The sequence below is a fragment of the uncultured Mesonia sp. genome, assembly GCA_947499595.1.
GTDB classification, from domain to species: Bacteria; Bacteroidota; Bacteroidia; order Flavobacteriales; family Flavobacteriaceae; genus Mesonia; species Mesonia sediminis.
In genome coordinates, this window is sequence record CANMOY010000006.1 from 142,476 (window position 1) to 164,398 (window position 21,923).

At 37.2% G+C, this 21,923-nt stretch carries 14 protein-coding genes; all 14 read left to right on the forward strand.

Features of this window, described 5'->3' with window-relative positions; translation table 11 throughout:
* Positions 1-6 precede the first annotated feature (6 nt).
* The 14 genes from ACH2AZ_RS08855 to ACH2AZ_RS08920 all read left to right on the forward strand — a co-directional run bounded on the left by ACH2AZ_RS08855 (position 7) and on the right by ACH2AZ_RS08920 (position 21,909).
* Positions 7-1,314, forward strand: a complete 1,308-nt coding sequence (locus ACH2AZ_RS08855) for a quinol:cytochrome C oxidoreductase (RefSeq protein ID WP_394907553.1) — start codon at positions 7-9, stop codon at positions 1,312-1,314.
* 28 nt (positions 1,315-1,342) lie between these two features.
* Positions 1,343-2,407 carry a cytochrome c oxidase subunit II gene (locus ACH2AZ_RS08860; protein ID WP_394907554.1) on the forward strand — a complete coding sequence of 355 codons (1,065 nt, stop codon included), beginning with the start codon at positions 1,343-1,345 and terminating at the stop codon, positions 2,405-2,407.
* A gap of 34 nt (positions 2,408-2,441) precedes the next feature.
* Positions 2,442-4,274, forward strand: a complete 1,833-nt coding sequence (locus ACH2AZ_RS08865) for a cbb3-type cytochrome c oxidase subunit I (protein ID WP_394907555.1) — start codon at positions 2,442-2,444, stop codon at positions 4,272-4,274.
* 68 nt (positions 4,275-4,342) lie between these two features.
* Positions 4,343-5,365 (forward strand): Holliday junction branch migration DNA helicase RuvB, encoded by a 1,023-nt coding sequence (gene ruvB, locus ACH2AZ_RS08870; protein ID WP_394907556.1) that lies wholly within the window; start codon positions 4,343-4,345, stop codon positions 5,363-5,365.
* Positions 5,366-5,374: 9 nt separating this feature from the next.
* Entirely contained in the window at positions 5,375-6,304 is a 930-nt protein-coding gene (gene queG / locus ACH2AZ_RS08875; protein WP_394907557.1) for a tRNA epoxyqueuosine(34) reductase QueG, read from the forward strand.
* Between the two features lie 15 nt (positions 6,305-6,319).
* Positions 6,320-8,662 carry an NADP-dependent malic enzyme gene (locus tag ACH2AZ_RS08880; RefSeq protein ID WP_394907558.1) on the forward strand — a complete coding sequence of 781 codons (2,343 nt, stop codon included), beginning with the start codon at positions 6,320-6,322 and terminating at the stop codon, positions 8,660-8,662.
* Between the two features lie 96 nt (positions 8,663-8,758).
* Positions 8,759-9,340 (forward strand): Holliday junction branch migration protein RuvA, encoded by a 582-nt coding sequence (gene ruvA / locus ACH2AZ_RS08885; RefSeq protein ID WP_379043839.1) that lies wholly within the window; start codon positions 8,759-8,761, stop codon positions 9,338-9,340.
* 5 nt (positions 9,341-9,345) lie between these two features.
* Entirely contained in the window at positions 9,346-16,569 is a 7,224-nt protein-coding gene (sprA, locus tag ACH2AZ_RS08890) for a cell surface protein SprA (protein ID WP_394907559.1), read from the forward strand.
* 34 nt (positions 16,570-16,603) lie between these two features.
* Positions 16,604-16,984 carry a glycine cleavage system protein GcvH gene (gene gcvH, locus ACH2AZ_RS08895; RefSeq protein ID WP_394907560.1) on the forward strand — a complete coding sequence of 127 codons (381 nt, stop codon included), beginning with the start codon at positions 16,604-16,606 and terminating at the stop codon, positions 16,982-16,984.
* Entirely contained in the window at positions 16,950-17,366 is a 417-nt protein-coding gene (locus ACH2AZ_RS08900; protein WP_394907561.1) for a VanZ family protein, read from the forward strand. Before gcvH ends, ACH2AZ_RS08900 begins: the two co-directional genes overlap by 35 nt.
* Positions 17,367-17,413: 47 nt before the next feature.
* On the forward strand, positions 17,414-18,136 hold the full coding sequence (locus tag ACH2AZ_RS08905; protein WP_394907562.1) for an energy transducer TonB: 723 nt from the start codon (positions 17,414-17,416) through the stop codon (positions 18,134-18,136).
* A gap of 139 nt (positions 18,137-18,275) precedes the next feature.
* Positions 18,276-20,366: a gliding motility protein RemB gene (locus tag ACH2AZ_RS08910; RefSeq protein WP_394907563.1), complete on the forward strand. Its 2,091-nt coding sequence runs from the start codon at positions 18,276-18,278 to the stop codon at positions 20,364-20,366.
* 68 nt (positions 20,367-20,434) lie between these two features.
* Entirely contained in the window at positions 20,435-21,337 is a 903-nt protein-coding gene (gene cyoE / locus ACH2AZ_RS08915) for a heme o synthase (RefSeq protein ID WP_394907603.1), read from the forward strand.
* Positions 21,328-21,909, forward strand: coding sequence for a cytochrome c oxidase subunit 3 (locus ACH2AZ_RS08920; RefSeq protein ID WP_147861580.1), 582 nt, complete (start codon positions 21,328-21,330; stop codon positions 21,907-21,909). Before cyoE ends, ACH2AZ_RS08920 begins: the two co-directional genes overlap by 10 nt.
* The last annotated feature ends 14 nt before the right edge of the window (positions 21,910-21,923 follow it).

Genomic DNA, 21,923 nt, shown 5'->3' on the forward strand with positions numbered 1-21,923 from the left:
ATTAATATGTATACGCTATCTGGTAAATTAAAAATTACAGCTATAATCTTTATGATTTTAGGGGCAATAGGATTGGTTTATGCCTTTGCAACTGCACCCACCTCGATTGAAGAAGTAAAAGAGATTTTAGCTGCTCAAGAGCATCACGGTAATCATGAAATGGCCGCGGGAGAGCATGCAGTTGCTCATGGAGATGCATCACATGATGATGAGCATGCCGAACATGTTCTTCATCAATTACAAAACAAACCTTGGGCCGCACTTTATGTGGGAGCCTTCTTTTTCTTTATGATCGCTTTAGGTGCTTTAGCCTTTTATGCGATTCAATATGCAGCACAGGCCGGTTGGTCGCCAGTACTATTTAGGGTTATGGAGGCTATCACTGCCTACTTGTTGCCAGGTAGTATAATTGTATTTATTCTTTTGGCTTTGTCTGGTGTTCACCTTAATCATTTATTCATTTGGATGGATCCTGATGTAGTTGCCACCGATGAAATAATCCAGAATAAATCTTCTTACTTAAATGTTCCATTCTTTTTGATTAGGGCTGCCATTTATATTATCGGGTGGAATGTATTTAGATACTTTTTAAGAAAAAATTCATTAAAGCAAGATGAAGCTAACGATAACAGCTACTACAGAAAAAACTTTAAGTTATCTGCAGCTTTTCTAGTATTCTTTATTGTTACTGAATCCATGATGTCTTGGGATTGGATTATGAGCTTAGATCCGCACTGGTTTAGTACTTTGTTCGGGTGGTATGTGTTCTCTAGTTTATTTGTTTCGGCGATTACTGTAATTGCTTTAGTAACTATTTACCTAAAATCTAGAGGGTACCTTCCTTATGTGAACGATAGTCATATTCACGATTTAGGGAAGTTTATGTTCGGTATCAGTATATTTTGGACTTACCTATGGTTCTCTCAGTTTATGTTAATTTGGTACTCAAATATTCCGGAAGAGGTGGTTTATTACGTTACTAGAATAGAAAAATACAACTTAGTATTTTTCGGAATGGTAGCTATTAACTTCCTATTTCCTTTGTTGGTATTAATGAATAGTGAGTATAAAAGAATTAATTGGTTTGTTGTTATGACTGGTGTAATGATTTTAGTGGGTCATTATTTAGATATTTATACTATGGTAATGCCAGCAACCGTTGGGGAGTCTTGGTTTATTGGTGTGCCAGAAATAAGTGCGGTACTTTTCTTTGGAGGTTTATTTACTTTCGTTGTATTTAACGCATTAACAAAAGCACCTTTACTAGCAAAAAGAAATCCGTATATTAAAGAGAGTGAACACTTTCATTATTAAAATTTAAAAAGTTAAAGACTACGATAAAATGACTGTATTTTTAATCATATCTGTTTTAGCCTTATTGGGATTGACCTTTTGGCAAATGTCAAAAATCCTGAAATTATCGAAGCCTGTGTCTAGTGATGATCCTAGTATTGCTTCAGATAAAGACAATAAAACCCAGGCCTATTTATTGATGGCCTTTACGGTTTTCTTGTATGTTTTTATGTTTTATAATTTTTGGAATTATACAGACTTGTATCTTCCTGAAGCTGCCTCAGAACACGGGGTAGATTACGATCGTTTAATGTTTATAAGTATGGGAGTAATTATTTTTGTACAAATGATTACTCAATTCTTACTGCATTACTTTGGTTGGAAGTATAGAGGTAAAAAGGGCCAAAAAGCGCTTTTTTACGCCGATAACGATAAATTAGAATTCATCTGGACAATTATTCCTGTTATCGTATTGGCCGGGCTTATTATTTACGGATTGTTTACCTGGTCTGATATTATGTTTGTCGATGAAGATGAGGATACTTTGGTGATTGAGGTGTATGCTTATCAATTTGGTTGGAAAGCACGTTATTCTGGTGAAGATAATACCTTAGGAAAAGCCAATGTACGCTTTATTGAAGGAGTTAATACGTTAGGGGTAGACGAAAGTGATCCGTACGCAATGGATGATAAAATTACCACAGAATTACACTTGCCAGTTAATAAGAAGGTACTCTTTAAATTTAGATCGCAAGATGTGTTACACTCTGCTTATTTTCCATTCCATAGAGCACAAATGAATGTGGTACCTGGTATGATTACTCAGTTTGGCTTTACACCGACCTTAACTACAGAACAAATGCGTACTACCGATTATATGGTAGATAAAGTTAAGGAGCTTAATGAGATTAGAAAACAAAGAACAAAAGAGTTAGAAGCTCAAGGCGAAATGGGATTAGATCCTTATGAGTTCGATTATTACTTATTATGTAATAAAATTTGTGGGGTTTCTCATTACAATATGCAGATGAAAATTGTAGTGGAAGAAGAGGATGAATACCAAGCTTGGCTTGCAGAGCAACCAACTTTTGGTTCTACAATTGAGAAGAAATAATAATACATTAGAAAAGATATAATAGCTTATAAATATGTCAGTAAACGCAACATTAAACGCTCAAGATCAGCACCACGATGATGGTCACGGTCACCACCATAAAGAAACGTTTATTACTAAATATATTTTTAGTCAAGATCATAAAATGATCGCTAAACAGTTTTTGATTACTGGGTTTGCTATGGGATTCATAGGGATTTTGATGTCCATATTGTTCAGAATCCAATTGGCTTGGCCAGAACAATCTTTTTATATTTTTGAGTTACTTCTTGGCGATAAATATGCGCCAGATGGAGTAATGACGCCAGATTCTTATTTGGCATTAGTTACCATTCACGGTACTATAATGGTGTTCTTTGTATTAACTGCCGGTTTAAGTGGTACTTTTAGTAACCTATTAATTCCATTGCAAATTGGAGCGCGTGATATGGCTTCCGGTTTTATGAATATGGTTTCATATTGGTTATTCTTTATATCATGTGCTATCATGATTAGTTCTTTATTCGTAGAATCGGGACCAGCATCAGCTGGGTGGACTATCTATCCTCCATTGAGTGCTTTACCAGAGGCTATTCCTGGTTCTGGTTTAGGAATGACGCTTTGGTTAATATCTATGGCAATCTTTATTGCGCAATCGCTAATTGGTTCATTGAATTATATCGTTACTGTACTTAACTTAAGAACAAAAGGTATGTCTATGACACGTCTTCCGCTTACAATTTGGGCTTTGTTTGTAACGGCTATTATTGGTGTGGTTTCTTTCCCTGTTTTATTAAGTGCCGCGCTAATGCTTATCATGGATAGGAGTTTTGGTACATCCTTCTTCCTTAGTGACATTTATATTAAAGGAGAAGTTTTAGCACACCAAGGTGGTTCACCTGTACTTTTTGAGCACTTATTTTGGTTCCTAGGGCACCCAGAAGTATACATTGTTATTCTTCCAGCAATGGGTCTGGTTTCTGAAATCATGGCAACAAATTCAAGAAAGCCTATATTTGGTTACCGGGCGATGATTGCTTCTATATTGGCCATTGCCTTTTTATCTACAATCGTTTGGGGTCACCATATGTTCGTATCAGGAATGAATCCTTTCTTAGGTTCTGTGTTTACTTTTACAACTCTTTTAATTGCGATTCCTTCTGCGGTGAAAGCTTTTAACTGGATCACTACCTTATGGAAGGGTAACCTACAGCTTAATCCGGCGATGCTATTCTCAATTGGATTTGTTTCTACATTCATAACAGGAGGATTAACCGGAATTATTTTAGGAGATAGCACTTTAGATATTAACGTTCACGATACTTATTTTGTTATAGCACACTTCCACTTGGTGATGGGTATCTCGGCAGTGTACGGTTTGTTAGCCGGTGTGTACCACTGGTTCCCAAAAATGTACGGTAGAATGATGAACAAAAATTTAGGGTATGTGCATTTCTGGATTACTGCTGTTGGAGCATACGGAGTTTTCTTCCCTATGCATTTTATCGGTCTAGCCGGACTTCCTAGAAGGTACTACACCAATACAGCGTTTCCTTATTTTGATGATTTAGCCGATGTAAATGTACTAATCACATTGTTTGCTATTTTAACCGCATTAGCGCAATTGATTTTTGTGTATAACTTTATCGTTTCTATATTTTATGGAAGGAAAGCTACGCAGAACCCTTGGAATGCGACCACGTTAGAATGGACTACTCCGGTAGAGCATATCCATGGTAACTGGCCGGGTGAAATACCAAGTGTTTACCGTTGGTCGTATGACTATAGTAAAATGAATAAGGAAGAAACAGACTATGTAATTCCTGGGCAAGATTTTGTGCCACAGCACATACCACTTCAGCCTAATGAAGATGAATTAAGTCATTGATACTTCTTTTAATAAATCACAAAAGCCTTTTCAAGATTTGAAAAGGCTTTTTGTTTATCTTTGTTTTTATGAATGAGCATTTAGATCCAACCGGAGAGGGGTTCTCTCCAGCCGAGCATGATATAGAGAAAGCCTTAAGGCCTTTATCTTTCAATGATTTTGCAGGTCAAGAAAAGGTCTTGGAAAATTTAGCCATTTTTGTTCAAGCCGCCAACCTACGCGATGAAGCTTTAGATCATACACTGTTTCACGGGCCTCCAGGTTTAGGTAAAACCACGCTAGCTCATATCTTAGCCAATGAACTCGGAGCGGGTATCAAAATCACCTCTGGTCCCGTACTGGACAAACCTGGTGATTTGGCTGGATTATTAACCAATTTAGAGCCACGAGATGTTTTATTTATAGATGAAATACATCGCCTGAGTCCGGTTATAGAAGAATACCTCTACTCTGCCATGGAAGACTTTAAGATAGATATCATGATTGAAAGCGGACCCAACGCACGTAGTGTGCAGATAGAATTAAATCCTTTCACTCTTGTTGGAGCCACTACTCGTTCTGGTTTATTAACCGCACCCATGCGTGCCAGGTTTGGTATTTCAAGTAGATTACAATATTATAATACAGAGCTCTTGGCCACCATTATAGAAAGAAGCGCTAGTATTTTGCGAGTTCCAATTAGAACTCAAGCGGCTATAGAAATTGCAAGCCGCAGTAGAGGAACACCTCGTATAGCCAACGCCCTATTGAGAAGGGTTAGAGATTTTGCACAAATAAAAGGAACAGGTCAAATCGATTTAGCTATTGCTCAATATGGTTTAGAAGCACTCAATGTTGATGCTAATGGACTTGATGAAATGGACAATAAAATATTAACCACCATTATTCACAAGTTTAAAGGTGGCCCTGTGGGGATTACCACTTTGGCTACGGCAGTGAGCGAAAGTGCAGAAACTATTGAAGAAGTCTATGAACCTTTCTTAATCCAGCAAGGTTTTATTGTTAGAACCCCGCGCGGGCGAGAAGTAACCGAGGCTGCTTACAGGCATTTGGGTATTTCTAGGCCTAATTCGCAAGCAGGGTTATTTTAATGATTTAACATGAGCACTACCCTTCCTTATAAAAAACTTATTAAACTCGAAGCAGACCGGCTTGGGTTCATTTCTTGTGGTGTGAGCAAAGCAGACTTTCTTGAAGAAGAAGCTCCTCGTTTAGAGAAATGGCTAAAAGAGGGTAAAAATGGACAGATGGGCTATATGGAGAATCATTTTGATAAACGGCTTGATCCTCGATTGCTTGTTCCTGGGGCAAAAAGTGTAATATCTTTACTTTATAATTATTACCCTTCCGTAAATCAGAGAGATGATACCTACAAAATTAGCAAATATGCCTATGGTCGAGATTATCATTTCGTGATTAAAGATAAACTAAAAAGCTTATTTGAATATATAAAAAATGAGATCGGAGCCGTTGAGGGACGTGTTTTTGTTGATTCTGCACCAGTTCTAGATAAAGCTTGGGCTGCTAGAAGCGGATTGGGATGGATTGGTAAAAACAGTAATTTATTGGCCAAAAAAACAGGCTCATTCTTCTTTATTGCAGAATTAATTTTAGACTTAGAATTAGAACCCGATACTCCCGTAACAGATCACTGTGGTAGCTGTACGGCCTGTATTGATGCTTGCCCAACAGAAGCAATTCATGAACCTTATCGCGTAGATGGTAGTAAATGTATATCTTATTTTACCATTGAGCTAAAAGAGGAAATACCACAATCAGAAAAAGGTAAATTTGATGACTGGATGTTTGGTTGCGACATTTGTCAAGATGTTTGTCCTTGGAACCGATTTTCAAAACCCCATAATGAACCACTTTTTGATCCACACCCCGATTTGCTGACTTATACAAAATCTGATTGGGAAGAGATTACACAAGAAACTTTTGGTAAGATTTTTCAGAAATCGGCCGTTAAACGGACTAAATTTGGGGGTCTTCAGCGTAATATCTCGTTTTTAAAAAACCAATCTTAGCAAATCAAAAAACTTATGTTTACATTTGTAGGTTCGCTAAACGAAATACAAATGAGTATACAAAACGAAAGAAAAAGACGAGAAGCTTTAGTTTATCACGCCAAACCCAAACCTGGAAAAATAGAGGTTGTGCCAACAAAAAAATACGCGACGCAGCGTGATTTAGCATTGGCTTATTCTCCTGGAGTTGCCGCTCCTTGTTTAGAGATAGAAAAAGATAAAAACAACAGCTACAAGTATACATCAAAAGGTAATTTGGTTGCAGTTATATCAAATGGTACTGCCGTTTTGGGTTTAGGAGATATCGGGCCAGAGGCCTCTAAACCCGTAATGGAAGGGAAGGGCTTGTTGTTTAAGATTTTTGCAGATATAGATGTTTTTGATATAGAAGTTGATACCAAAAATGTAGATGAGTTTATACAAACGGTTAAGAATATTGCACCGACTTTTGGTGGAATAAACCTAGAGGATATAAAAGCACCAGAAGCATTTGAAATTGAAAGACGCTTAAAAGAGGAGTTAGATATACCCGTAATGCATGATGATCAGCACGGTACGGCTATTATATCGGCTGCCGCACTTTTAAATGCAGTTGAGCTGGCAGAAAAGAAAATAGAAGATGTAAAAATTGTAGTGAGTGGTGCAGGAGCCGCTGCAGTTTCTTGTACTAGGCTTTATAAAGCTTTTGGGGCCCAGCCAGATAACATTGTTATGTTAGATAGCAAAGGGGTAATCCGTAAAGACCGAGAGAATTTAAGTGCCGAAAAGGAGGAGTTTGCAACCAGCCGCAAAATTGATACTCTTGAAGAGGCGATGCAAAATGCAGATGTTTTTGTGGGCTTATCTATTGCCGATATTGTAACGCCAGAAATGCTTCTAAGCATGGCTAAGAATCCTATTGTTTTTGCTATGGCTAACCCCAACCCAGAAATTGACTACGATTTAGCGGTAAGTACAAGAAAAGATTTGATTATGGCAACTGGGCGCAGCGATCATCCTAACCAAGTAAATAATGTACTTGGTTTTCCGTTTATTTTTAGAGGAGCATTAGATGTTCGGGCAACAAAAATTAATGAAGCTATGAAAATGGCTGCTGTTAGGGCCTTAGCAGAGCTAGCTAAAGAAAATGTTCCAGAGCAAGTCAATATTGCCTACGGAGAGACCAAATTAGGCTTTGGTAGAGAATACATCATACCTAAGCCCTTTGACTCTAGATTACTTACCAAAATACCCCCAGCTGTTGCAAAGGCGGCCATGGAAAGTGGCGTTGCTAAAGAGCCCATAGAGGATTGGCAACGCTATGAAGATGAGCTTTATGAGCGTATGGGGGGTGATAATAAAATTACCCGTTTGCTTTTAAACAGAGCTAAATTAAATCCTAAACGTGTTGTTTACGCCGAAGCAGATCATTTGGATGTATTAAAAGCAGCTCAAATAGGTCACGATGAAGGCTTATGTAAACCCATTTTATTAGGAAGAAAAGATGTGATTCTTGAGTTGATGCAGGAACTGGAGTTTGAAAAAACAGATGCTGTTGAGATTATAGATCCTAAGTCTGATGAATGCAAAGATCAAGTAAATGCGTATGCCGAAGTGTTTTGGAATGCCAGAAAGCGAAATGGAATTACCTTGTATGAGGCGCAAAAATTGATGCGTGAGCGAAATTATTACGCCAGTATGATGGTAAATGAGGGAGATGCAGACGCTTTATTGTCTGGTTACTCAAGAGCCTATCCAACCGTAGTGAAACCAATTTTAGATTTGATAGGAATGGATAAAGGGGTTACTCGAATTGCAGCAACCAATTTGATGAATACTACCCGTGGTCCGTTGTTTATTAGTGATACCTCAATTAATATAGAGCCCGATTCTGAAGATTTGGCTAAAATTGCTTATATGACTAGTCGAATCGTGAAAATGTTTGGTATGGAACCTATTATGGCCATGGTTTCTTATGCAAATTTCGGGTCCTCCAAACATGATAAAGCAAAGAAAATAAAACGTGCAGTAGAGATTTTACACGACAAAATGCCAGATTTGATTGTAGATGGCGAATTGCAAGTAGATTTTGCTTTAAATCGACGCATGTTAGAAAGTAAATTCCCGTTTTCAAAATTAGCGGGTAGAAAGGTGAATACGCTTATTTTTCCGAACCTTGATGCGGCCAATTCTAATTACAAATTGATAAAAGAATTGAATCAAACCGATTCTATTGGTCCTATTTTAATGGGATTAAAAAAACCTGCACACGTACTGCAATTAGGAGCTAGTGTAGAAGAAATGGTTAACATGACTGCCGTTGCAGTTGTAGATGCACAAGAAAAAGAAAAACGAGCTCACACAGGAATACCGCATTAAAATACAGGTAAAAAGCAGGTGTGTTAAACCTGCTTTTTACTTTTTGTATCCTAATTAATTTGCTACATTTGGAGCTTTAACGCTTTATTAACGTTTATGATTGCTTATTTAAAAGGTAGATTAGCCGAAAAGTCACCTACTCATGTGGTAATTGACTGCCAAGGTGTTGGTTATTTTTTACATATTTCTTTACATACCTACGAGCAACTTCCGCTTGACGAGAACGTAAAAATTTATACCTATTTACAAGTTCGAGAAGATGCGCATACTTTATTCGGGTTTATGCAGGTGCAAGAGCGTGAGATTTTCAAAAAACTCATATCAGTGTCGGGTATAGGCGCAAGTACAGCAAGAACCATGCTCTCTTCTTTATCTCCACAAGAAGTTGTTGAAGCTATAACCCAAGAAGATGTTGATGTGATTAAAAGTGTAAAAGGGATAGGAACCAAAACAGCGCAAAGGGTAATTATCGATTTAAAAGATAAACTAGGAGATCACCTTGAACATGCACAAATTTCAATGCCTCAGGGCAATAGTGCAAAGCAAGAAGCGTTATCTGCACTAGAAACTCTTGGGTATAGTGCAAAGCAATCTGAAAAAGTAGTGCAGCGCATTTTAAAAGAAACTCCAGAGTCAACCGTTCAACAAATTATAAAGCTAGCTCTAAAAAACTTATAAAAATCTTGAATACAATTGCTCTAGGTAATAAAAGTAAGATTGTTGCTTTTCTGGTTTTAGGCTTGATTTTTAGCCCTAAGCTTTGGGCGCAACAAGATGCTGTGCAAGATAGCACCAAGACAGGACATCAAACGGGTAAGATAGATTTAAGTTACCCTAATAGTATTGAACAAAAATATACTTATGACCCCATTTTAGACCGGTATATTTATACTGAAAAAACTGGAGAGGTGAATGTCAATTATCCATTGGTTTTAACACGTGAGCAATTTGAAAATTTGATTTTAAAAAATCAAATGAAAGAATATTTCAAGCAAAAATCTGATGCCCTAACTGGAAGAAGTGATGAGGCCAAAGAGGCACAAAAGAACTTGTTGCCCATCTTTTATGTAAATAATGATTTTTTTGAAAGCATTTTTGGGGGTAGTGAAATTGAAATTATCCCACAGGGTTCGGTTGAAGTAGATTTAGGAGTGCTATACACCAAACAAGATAATCCCTCATTATCGCCTAGAAATCGAAGTAGTTTTACCTTTGATTTTAATCAACGTATAAGCTTGAGTTTGCTGGGTAAAATAGGTAAGCGCCTCGAGATCAACGCTAATTATGATACACAATCTACTTTTGACTTCCAAAACCAAATCAAATTAGAGTACACTCCTACAGAAGATGATATAGTAAGAAAGATAGAGGTGGGTAATGTGAGTATGCCACTCACCAGCTCGCTAATGCAGGGTAGTCAAAGTCTATTTGGAGTAAAAACTCAATTACAATTTGGAAAAACTACAATAACAGGAGTTTTTTCTGAGCAAAACTCAGAACGACAGACTACAGAAATACAAGGCGGTGGAGCGGTAGAGAAATTTGAAAAATTCATACTCGATTATGATGAAAACAGGCATTTTTTCTTGGCGCAATATTTTAGAGAACATTACGATAAAGCGCTAGAGAATTATCCTTTTATAAATAGCAATGTGCAAATTACCCGAGTGCAATTATGGGTAACCAACCGAACAAACTCAACCCAAGCACTTACCGATGCCAGAAATATTGTTGCGATTCAAGACTTGGGAGAGTCTAACCCTAGAAAAGTTGGAGTTTTATTAGATGCTAATGGCAATCCGAGCAATCCGCCGGCATTTTCAAACTTTATCAATGCTCCTGCCAGTGCATTTCCTAACAATAGTAATAACGACTTTAATCCGCTGGGTATTAATGGTCCACAACAGAGTTTGTTAACCGAGGCTATTCGCGATGTAGCGAGTGTAGATCAAGGTTTTGGAGCTGTTTCTTCTCAAGTAAGTGAGGGGACAGACTACGCCAAATTAGAAAATGCACGTCAATTACAGCCATCTGAATATACTTTACATCCACAATTGGGATATGTCTCTTTAAATCAGCGTATCAATAATGATGAGATGTTGGCTGTAGCTTTTCAATTTACAGTAAACGGTCAAGTTTATCAAGTGGGTGAATTTGCAAATGATGGGGTTCCAGCTACCCAAGGGCAAACCACGGGTACAGATCCTAACAACCAAAACCAAGTGGCAGTGAGTCAAAATTTAGTGGTTAAAATGCTTAAAAGTCCTATTACGAATGTGAACGAACCGGTTTGGGATTTAATGATGAAGAACATCTATAGTTTGGATGCTTTTCAAATTGAAAAAGAAGATTTCAGATTTAATATACTTTATACAGATCCTCAACCCTTAAACTATATCAAAGGAGTGGCGAATGCCAATTTACCACCAGATGTAGAAGATAAAACCTTATTGCGTGTTTTTAATCTAGATAATTTAAACTTAAATAACGACCCTGTTCAAGACGGTGACGGATTTTTTGATTTTGTAAATGGTCTAACCATTGATACACAAAACGGTCGGGTTATTTTTACTAGTGTAGAACCATTTGGTGAGTATCTTTTCAATAAACTTGATAATACCCCAAACGGAGGTCCAGAAGATTACGAAAATCCGCTAAGTTATAACGCCAATCAAAAGAAATATGTTTTTAGGAGTTTGTACACCACTACAAAAATTCAGGCAGAGCAAGAAGAAGCCGATAAGAATAAATTTCAATTAAAGGGTAGTTATAAGTCAAGTGGTCAAGGAGGGATCCCAATTGGTGCTTTTAACGTGCCTCAAGGCTCTGTGGTGGTTACCGCAGGGGGAAGAACTTTGCAAGAGGGAGTAGACTATACGGTAGACTATCAATTAGGTAGAGTAAATATATTAGATGAAGCTTTATTGGCCTCAGATACGCCGATTCAAGTTTCAACTGAAAATAATGCGTTATTTGGACAACAAACCAAGCGTTTTACCGGCTTAGATATACAACACGAATTCAATAAGAACTTTATTATTGGAGCCACTTATTTAAACCTGAATGAGCGACCGCTAACTCAGAAAGCAAACTACAGTTATGAGCCTATAAACAATTCGATGTATGGCTTTAATTTAAACTACTCTACAGAGGTTCCTTTCTTTACGCGATTGGTGAATAAACTACCAAACATAGACACCGATGTGCCTTCTAATTTTTCTGTACGTGGTGAATTTGCTTATTTGCATCCTGGTAGTCCTAAGGGCGATAATTTTAATGGAGTCGCCACCAGTTATGTAGATGATTTCGAGGCTTCTCAAACTTCAATTTCAGTAATGAGTCCTTTATCGTGGTTCTTGTCAAGTGCACCACTAGGCTTTGGAGGAGAGCGTAGCAATAACGATTTGGCTTCTACATACAAACGTGCTCACTTATCTTGGTACACCATAGATCCTATTTTTTATACAAATCAGCGTCCTTCAGGTATTAGCGATAATGATCTTTCTTCATATGCCACCAGACGCGTATTTATAGATGAAATTTTTCCCGATACCGATATTGTTCAGGGGCAAACTCAGGCTATTTATACTTTAGATTTAAACTTTAATCCGCAAGAGCGTGGCCAGTATAACTTTAATCCGGCTGCGACCGATAATACACTTCCTAATCCTAAAGAAAATTTTGGAGGAATAATGCGTGAGATTACGACTACAGATTTTGAACGATCTAATGTAGAGTTTATCGAATTCTGGGTGATGGATCCGTTTATTTATCAAGAAAATGCCAGCATCAATGAAGGATTGATTACCCTTAATCTGGGAAATATTAGTGAAGATATTTTAAAAGACGGTAGAAAGCAATACGAAAACGGATTACCAGTAGACGGATCAACAGATAATACCCTAGAAACGGCGTTTGGAAAAGTGCCAAGTAACCAATCTTTGGTTTATGCTTTTGATACAGAAGGTCAGCAAAGAGTAAATCAAGACCTTGGTCTTGACGGTCTAGACGATACCGAAGAAAGTCTGCAATTTCCGCAATTTGCTGGACTAGAAGATCCTGCGAACGATAACTATGAATTTTATTTAAGTGCTACGGGAAATATTTTAGAGCGCTACAAAAAATATAACGGTTTGCAAGGTAATAGTCCCACAGAAGTGGGGCAGAACAATAGAGGTAGAACTACAGTACCTTCTGTAGAAGATATCAATCGAGATAACACCATGAATACTATAGACAGTTACTTTGAGTATAAGGTTCCTGTTTTTAGAAATATGAGTGTAGAGAATAACACCGCAAGTTTTGCTGGGGTTGACTATGATTATATTACCGATGTAAAGACCTTAACCACTACTTTGCAAAACGGTAAACAAATGGAAGTGCGCTGGGTACAGTTTAAGATACCCTTACGCACCGAAAGTCAATTTGCGGTAAATGGTATTGCAGACTTGCGCTCTATTCGTTTTATGCGAATGTTCCTTAGCGGATTTGAAAAGGAGGTAACCTTAAGATTTGGAAGTTTAGATTTGGTACGCGGTGATTATAGACGCTACAACCAAGCCGTGGTTCCCGACGGTACCGATCCAGAAATTACTACCGGAACTACATTTGAAGTAACCGCTGTAAGCAAGGAGCAAACTTCAGATTATGTAACACCGCCAGGAGTTGTACGAGAAGAATTAATCGATAACAATCAGCGCGTGCGAGAAGACGAGCAATCCATGTCTCTGGTAGTTAAAAATTTAAAACCCAATGATTCTCGGGCGGTTTATAAGAACTTTCAGATTGATATGCGTCAATTTGAAAATTTAGAGATGTTCTTGCATGCCGAGTCGTTACCCGCCCCAGAACCCACTTTATTAGATGGAGAATTATCGGCTTTTATACGTATGGGTACAGATTTTACCGATAACTTTTATCAAGTTGAGATTCCTCTTACGGTAAGCGACCTAAATTCAACTGTACCTAGAGATGTGTGGCCCATAGAAAATGATTTAAAACTCCCCCTAGCTTTATTGCAGCAAATAAAATCATTGGTTATAGGAAACCCTAATTTTAACCCAGGACAGCTAAACTATTTTAATAAAGAACTGCAGCCTATCACCGGGAATACTTCTGGAGAGATGAAGGTAGGTATAAAGGGGAATCCAACTTTTGGCGATATACGTATGTTGATGCTAGGTTTAAAAAATACCGGAACAACACAGGCTAGTGGTGAAGTTTGGTTTAACGAGTTACGCCTTTCTGATATGAAAAATGAAGGCGGCTGGGCCGCAATCGTAAATATGGATACCAATCTAGCCGACTTCGCCAGTGTAAGCGCTACAGGTAAGCGAAGCACTGTTGGTTTTGGTAGCATAGAACAAGGGCCTAACCAGCGTAGTAGAGAAGATGTGAAACAATATGATGTTGTAACCAGCTTAAATATGGGACAATTACTGCCCAAAAAATGGGGTGTAAAAGTACCATTTAGCTACAGCCGTGGGGAGGAATTAATCACTCCTCAATTTGATCCAGAATATTTAGATTTAGAATTAGAGACGCTGTTAGATAATGCTACACCCGAACGCAAGCGCGAATTGCAAGAACGAGCCGAGGATTATACAAAGCGTCAAAGCGTTAGTGTTATTGGTCTACGAAAAGAAAGGCAGAATCAAGATAAAGTACCGCTTCCTATTGATGTAGAAAATTTCACCTTTTCAGGAACCTATAATCAAGAGGATCATCGTGATTTTGAAATAGCAGAAGCATTAAGCCAAAATGTTAACGTAGGTGCAACTTATGAGTACGCACCACCAAAAGTTGCAGTAGAGCCTTTTAAAAACATTGCCGTTTTAGATAGTAGTGATTACTATCAGCCGCTAAAAGATTTCAATTTTAATTTATTACCTACTAGTTTATCCGCTTCAAGCACCATTTTGAGGCAATATAACGAACAACGATTTAGAGAAATCAATCTGCCACCAGGTTCTTTAGGTTTGCCAAAGTTATATCAGCGCAATTATACATTCGACTATCAATATGCTATCAATCATCAATTGACTAAATCCTTAAATTTTGTACTCTCGGCAAATACCAATCGAATAGTGCGTAATTATATAGATGAAGAAAACAGGCAAGACAATAGCGTTGGGGTTTGGGATGACTTTTTTGCCATCGGAGATCCAAATAGCTTTAACCAAAATTTACAAGTAAATTATGAGTTGCCTTTTGAGAAGTTTCCATTCCTTAAATTTTTAAGGGCAACCTATTCTTATACGGGTAATTTTCAATGGCAACGCGGATCTCAAATCTTACGAGATTTACCCGGTATCCCTGATTTAGGAAATACCATACAAAATGCTAACACCCACCAAATAAATGGTACGGTAGAAATGGGGACTCTTTACGATTATATAGGTTTAAAGAAAAAAGGCGGGAATAGTAATAAGTCTGCAATCAACATGAATGCGCGTCCGGCTAACGCTCTCGGGTTTTCAAGAAGTGGAGGCACAAATGCCGCAAATACAGATGATGAGGAGTTGAGCTTTGGTGACCGCGTTTTAAATACAGGTATAGATGTTGTGACTGCTTTAAAACGTCTTACTTTTAATTATCAAGAAACCAATGGTATGTTTTTACCAGGTTATACTAACGATATCGGGTTTTTAGGCACCTTAAAACCCAGTGCAGGTTTTGTTTTTGGAGGTCAAAATGATATTCGTGAGCGCGCAGCTAGAAGGGGTTGGCTTACCACATATCAAGAATTTAATGAGCAATATACAGAGAATGAAACACGCAATTTGAGTGTTCAAGCTAATATTGGTTTGTTGCCAGGCCTTACCTTAGACTTAAACGCCAATAGGGTTTATTCTGAAAATTATGCCGAAAATTACCGAGTAAATCAAGACGATTTGCAATATAGATCGCTGGCTCCCAATAGCTTTGGTAATTTTAATATCTCTACTATTATGATTAGCTCGGCTTTTTCTGAAAGTACCAAAGAGCGATCAGAAGCATTTGAACAGTTTCGGGAGAATAGACTTGCCGTTGCTAACCGTTTGGCACGTAAAGCCGGTATAGATTTGTCAGATCCAGCCAACATTAACCAAGAAACCGGGTTTCCTAAAGGATTTGGAAGAACTAGTCAGGCGGTGCTGTTACCTTCCTTTCTATCGGCTTATACCGGTAAAGATGCTCAAGATATTAGTTTAGGTGCCTTTAGAGATGTACCTTTGCCTAACTGGACTTTAAAGTACACGGGTCTTATGCGCATTAAATGGTTTAAAGATACTTTTAGAAGATTTACGCTTCAGCATGGATATACTTCGCTGTACAGTATAAATCAATTTCAAAGTAATTTAGATTATGATAGAACCAATCCGTACAGTGTAACCAATCTAGACCAATCAGGAAATTTCAAAAATCCGTTTTTAATTTCAAACATTAATTTAAGTGAGCAATTTTCACCTTTAATTAAGGTTGATATGGAGTTGAAAAATAGCATTAAGCTTTCAACTGAAATCAGAAGAGATAGACAGCTTTCTTTGAGTTTTGATAATAACTTATTAACCGAAGTGCAAGGAAATGAATATATATTTGGTTTAGGTTACCGGGTTCAAGATTTAAGTTTTACTACAAAGGTAGGGGGTAACAACCGAATTATTAGAAGTGATTTAAACCTTAAAGCCGATATTTCTTTTAGAAGAAATGAATCTATCATAAGGTATTTAGATTTTGCTAATAGTCAAACCACGGCGGGTCAGGATTTGTGGAGTGTATATTTTACGGCAGATTATGCTTTGTCAAAAAACTTAACGGCCATATTTTACTATGATCATACTTTTTCGCAGTATGCTATCTCTACTGCTTTTCCTACCACAACTATACGTTCGGGTATAACCCTTCGATACAATTTCGGAAATTAAAAAAACACAACTATAAATTAAATCAGTTAATATTATGAACATTCCAAATGAATTAAAGTACACTAAAGACCACGAGTGGGTTAAAATAGACGGTGATGTTGCTACTGTGGGTATAACCGATTTCGCGCAAAGCGAGCTAGGTGATATTGTTTATGTTGAGGTAGAAACAGAAGGCGAAGAATTAGCCAAAGATGAAGTTTTTGGTAGTGTAGAGGCCGTTAAAACCGTTTCTGATTTGTTTTTGCCTTTGAGTGGTGAAATCATCGAGTTCAACGAAGGACTAGAAGACGAGCCAGAGAATGTAAATACAGATCCGTATACCGAAGGCTGGATTATTAAAATTAAAATAAGCAACAAAGAAGAAATAGAAGACCTATTAGATGCAGAAGCTTATAAAGAACTTATTGCCAGCTAAACTTTTACTCGTTCTTGCTTTGGTTAATACCTTGTGCATTGTTTACCTATCTTTAACCAGTACGCAGGGTTTACCAAAAGTTCAAATCAATCAGGCCGATAAGATTTTTCATTTTTCGGCCTATTTTGTTTTAAGCTTTTTATGGATTTGGTACGTCTTTAAAGCAGTTAAAAACACTAGGTTTATTTCAATTAAAAAAATAGTTTCTTTACTCGTAATCATTTTTGGCATTTTTATTGAAGTGTTACAAGAAAGTCTTACAAGTTACAGAACTTTTGATTATTGGGATATTTTGGCCAATTCTGCCGGTGTGATGGTCGCATATTGGGTTTCAGGCTCTTTGATGAAGTCCGAGAAACAAGAAAAGAAGTTAAACTTTTAGATTTTTATCAAAAAATATTTACATTAGCAATTCGTTAAACTCAAGTTATGAAACCAAAAAAGAATCCAAAGAAAGATTTAGGAAGAAAAAGTGTTTTGTTCTTCCAAATTGGTCTTATTCTAATGCTTTTGATTACTTGGCGTGCCATTGAGTGGAAAACTTATGACAAAGAAGCCATAGACCAAGGAGTAGTGCAATTTGACCAACTAGAGGAAGAAGATGTGCCCATTACCGAGATACAAACCCCACCGCCACCACCACCTCCACCGCCACCAGCACCAGAGGTGATCGAAGTAGTTGAGGATGATGTAGAAATCGAGGAAGAAATTATTGAGTCTACCGAGGTTACAGATGAGCCAGAAATAGTTGAGGTTGATGATGTGGAGCCAACTCCTGAAGAAGTGATAGAAGATGTTCCTTTTACGGCTATTGAAGATGTTCCTTTATTTCCTGGCTGTGAAAAATATAAAACTAACGCCGATCGTAAGAAGTGTATGTCTGATAAAATCAAGAATTTTGTAAATAGTAAATTTAATACAGATCTTGGTTCAGAACTTGGCTTGTCTGGTGTAAATAGAGTATACGTAAGATTTAAAATTGACAGAAACGGAAAGGTTGTAGGTGTTCAAGCTAGAGCTCCGCACCCAAGGTTGCAAAAAGAAGCCGAGCGTGTTGTGGGTATGTTGCCTAATATGGTGCCCGGTAAACAACGTGGTAAACCAGTTGGTGTTTTGTACTCACTTCCTATTATTTTTCAAGTGCAAGATTAATCTTAATCTTATTCAATATAAAAGCCTTCAAGAATTTGAAGGCTTTTTTTATGGTTTTTAAAGTTTTAATTTTAGACGCTAAGCTTTGCGCTATAAGCCACTTAGTTTTACATTTGTGTACTCAACTATTTTTAAATCTATGGCTAATTTCAATTTGCTTTTCTTCACGCTTTTACTGGCTAACCTAACTTTGGCTCAACAAACGACCCAAAGAATAGAGCAATTTCCCGTTTTTGATTCTTGTGCTACTCAATCCGAAAAGGAAATAGAAAATTGCTTTTATGAGCGATTAAACGAATTGGTGTATGAAAATTTTAATATACCAGCCAATCTGAAGGATATAGAAACCCAAATCGATGTATTATTCGAGGTTGATAAATCAGGAAGTTTTAATGTGCTTTATGTGACTAGTGTTCATAAAGCCTTGAAAGACGAAGTGTACCGCAGCTTTAACTCATTCCCTAAACTGAAACCAGCGGTTTTTAACGGCAAACCCACCTATATGCAGTTTCGCTATCCTATAAAACTACCTTTAGAAACACCAAAAAAAACTGTTCAAGAAAAGGCAATCAACAAAGGAAGTCAAGAAATTAAACTTCAAGAATACGATTTAGTCAACCAAGCTAAAGTGCCCTATACAAATCCAGAATATGAAAGCCAAATCACTATTCCGTTATCCCACGAAATATACAATCGGTTCGATAAGGAGTTAAATCAGTTGGGAAGTAATGCTCATACTTCGGTCAAGCCGATGACTTACAATCGCGTTAATGCTTACTATGATTTTAAAACCGAACATGAAAAACTAAAATTACCTCTAAAATCGTGGTTTGGTAAAAAGTTTTTTAATGAGCATCTGGTGCGTTTACAAACCGAAGATTACTGGTTTACCGCAGATGTTGCGGCAGACCTTCAAATAGGTAAAGATTTTGACGCTGATTTTAATTCGACTTACAATAATACTCGCGCCGCTGTAATACAAGGAGGGATTGGCTCTAAGTTTAATTTTTATGCAGCGGTTTATGAGAGTCAAGGACGCTTTGCCAACTATTTTAATGAGTACGCTAATAGTATTCGTCCGGATGGCGGAAATCCTGCCGTAATACCGGCAAGGGGAATTGCAAAAGATTTTAAAACAGATAGTTATGATTATCCTATCGCAGAAGGTTATATTTCTTACACCCCAAATAATTATTTTAATTTACAATTAGGACATGGAAAAAACTTTATTGGCGACGGTTATCGCTCTATGCTATTGAGCGATAATGCAAGTCCGTACCCATTTTTCAAAATTAACACCAGTTTTTGGAAAATTAAATATACCAATATTTGGATGAGTTTGCGTGACATAAGGCCTGCGGTGACAGAGTCTGGCTCTTTTCGAACAAAATACATGGCCACTCATCATTTAAGCTACAATGTAAGCAAGCGATTAAATATTGGATTGTTTGAATCTGTATTATGGGAAAACGATAACGATCGAGGTTTTGATTTTAACTACTTGAATCCGGTTATTTTTTACCGTGCCATAGAATTTTCAACAGGTTCTAGAGGAGGAAATGCCTTGATCGGTCTTGATGCCAAATACAAATTTTCAAATCAAATTAACGCCTATACCCAAATGATGATCGATGAGTTTTCATCTTCAGATATTTTTGGAGGCCAGCAGAGTTACAAAAACAAGATTGCCTATCAATTGGGCCTTAAATTATATGACTTTGTTGGCGTACGCAATTTAAATTTACAGGTAGAATATAATCAGGCTCGACCTTACACTTACTCTCATAATACAGTAGTTTTAAATTACGGTCATAACAATCAATCTTTGGCGCATTTATGGGGTGCTAATTTCAGAGAGTTTTTATTCATAACTCGCTATAAGCAAAAACGCTGGTATGGCCATGCTAAATTTATTTTAGGAAGACGCGGTTTAGAGTTGGAAGCAGATTTAGATCCGTTTTACGGCGGAAATATTTACGGAAGTGAAGACCAGCGAATAAGTGATAAAGGAAACCAAATGCTACAAGGGAACACCGCGGACTTTTTTTATGCTGAGACAGAGTTGGGGTATCTGCTTAATCCGGCTACAAATTTAAAAGTGTATGCTAATTTTATTTATCGAAATTTGACACCCGATATTGAAAATACATTCCTGCCGTCTACGGGCTCCACTACTTGGTTAAATTTTGGGTTTAGAACCGACTTATTTAATTGGTACTACGACTTTTAAAAATATAGCAGCAAGCTTTGTCTTTACCGCTTTTAAGCAGTATCTTTGCAGCTACAATTTTTAGAAGATTGAGCAAGACCATAGAAAATACTTATCAGGTAAGTCGGTTAACCGATTTTAAAGAAATTACCAAAATGCGTTTGGCGGTAAGTGTGGTTTTTTCTTCTATTGCTGGTTATTTTCTAGGAGCCGATAAAATTAATTTTTTTACGGTTTTATTGCTAGGTATTGGAGGTTATATGATGGTGGGTGCAAGTAATGCTTTTAATCAAGTTTTAGAGCGTGATTTAGATGGATTAATGAGCCGTACCAAAAACAGGCCTTTACCAGCAGGTAGAATGAGTGTGAAAATGGCGCTGTTTATTGCTGTTAGTTTCACTTTATTGGGGTTGGCTGTTTTGTATATCATCAACCCTGTAACGTCTATGTTCGGTGCAATATCAATCTTTTTGTATGTAAGTGTTTACACCCCATTAAAAACAAAAACACCACTTTCTGTATTTGTAGGTGCCTTTCCAGGAGCAATACCATTTATGCTTGGCTGGGTAGCCGCTACAAATGATTTTAGTATCGAGCCAGGAACGCTTTTTATGATTCAGTTTTTTTGGCAATTCCCGCATTTCTGGGCATTAGGCTGGTGGTTGTACGATGATTATGAGAAAGGTGGATTCTTTATGCTGCCAACGGGAAAACGAGATAAAGGGACTGCGATTCAAATAATACTTTATACTATTTGGATGGTGGTAATTTCACTAGTACCCACACTAGGGGTTACCGGCAACTTATATCTGAGTCCGATTGCAGGGGTATTAATATTTTTACTTGGCGCAGGTATGATGTATTATGCCGTGAAATTATACCGTGATAGAGACCAGAAAACGGCTAAGCAGCTTATGTTTGCTAGTGTTAGCTATATTACCTTACTACAAATAATTTATGTTTTAGATAAATATATTCGCTTATGGATTTAACAGATGGTACCGAGAGAGAAAAAATAGCACGGTCAAAAAAAATGATGTTGTGGTTCGCAATCATAAGCATGGGTATGATGTTTGCCGGACTTACCAGTGCATTTGTGGTGAGTAAAGATCGGCCCGATTGGATTGAAGATTTTCAATTACCAGCGCCTTTTTTGTACAGTACAATTGTTATTTTGCTAAGTAGTGTTTGCTTACTTTTTGCTAAAAAAGCCGTAAAGAATAATGAAACCAAAAAAGCTGGTTGGTTACTTATAGCAACCTTTGTTTTGGGTAGTGTTTTTGTTTGGATGCAATTTCAAGGATTTATGGAAATTTTGGGTGAGGGGTATTATTTTACAGGAAGTGCGAGCAACATAACTTCATCTTTTATTTATTTAATTGTTATATCTCATATCGCCCATATAGTGGCGGGTTTAATCATTTTATTGGTCTTAATTTATAATAATTCTAAACAGCGTTATAAATCTGGTCAAATGCTTGGATTAGAGCTAGGTGCGACCTTTTGGCATTTTGTAGATGTCTTGTGGATTTATCTGTTTTTCTTTTTATATTTCTTAGGATAATAAAATTAACTATT